Origin of the sequence: Nocardioides sp. CPCC 206348, from assembly GCF_048654705.1 — a bacterium.
GTDB lineage: Bacteria > Actinomycetota > Actinomycetes > Propionibacteriales > Nocardioidaceae > Nocardioides.
In genome coordinates, this window is record NZ_JBMCZA010000201.1 from 3,027 (window position 1) to 3,796 (window position 770).

The following is a 770-nucleotide window of genomic DNA, read 5'->3' on the forward strand; positions in this document are numbered from 1 at the left end:
TTGATCGACGACGCGTTCGCTCCGATGGCGCCGGCGATCACCGCGAGCTGTCCGTCCGTGACGACCCTGGTGCACTGCGGCGACGGCCCGACGCCGGAGGGCATGGTGTCCTACGAGGCGCTGGTCGCCGACAACGAGCCGGTCGCCGACGTACGGCGTTGCGACGACCAGCTGGCCGGGTTGTTCTACACCGGGGGCACGACCGGTTTCCCCAAGGGCGTCATGCTCTCCCACTGCAACCTGCTGACCTCCGCTCTGGGGGCGGTGGCCAGTGGGTACCTGCTCCAGCGCGACTCGACGTACCTGCACGCGGCGCCGATGTTCCACCTGGCCGACCTGGCCGGGAACCTGGGCGCGAACCTGCTCGGCTGCACCCACGTCACCATCCCGTTCTTCGAACCGAAGAACGTCCTGGTGACGATCGAGAAGCACCGGATCACCGACGTGCTGATGGTGCCGACGATGATCCAGATGGTCGTCGACCACCCGGACGCCAAGGAACACGACCTGTCGTCCCTGCAGCGCCTGATGTACGGCGGATCGGTCATCTCCGAGGGTGTCCTGCTCCGCACGAAGGCGCTCCTGCCGCACCTCCGGCTGACCCAGGCCTACGGCATGACCGAGCTCGCCCCGGTGGCCACGCTGCTCGGCCCGGACGACCACGTCGACGGCCTGCTCACGGCCGCCGGCCAGGCCGCGCCGCACGCCGAGGTCCGGATCCTCGACGAGGAGGGGAACCCGGTCCCGACCGGCACCGTCGGCGAGATCTG

1 protein-coding gene is annotated in these 770 nt (G+C 69.5%); it reads left to right on the forward strand.

Annotation, left to right across the window (positions count from 1 at the left end; translation table 11 throughout):
- Positions 1 to 770 (forward strand): AMP-binding protein (locus ACOADB_RS19485; RefSeq protein ID WP_378602243.1); only part of this gene is annotated, 770 nt, incomplete at its 3' end.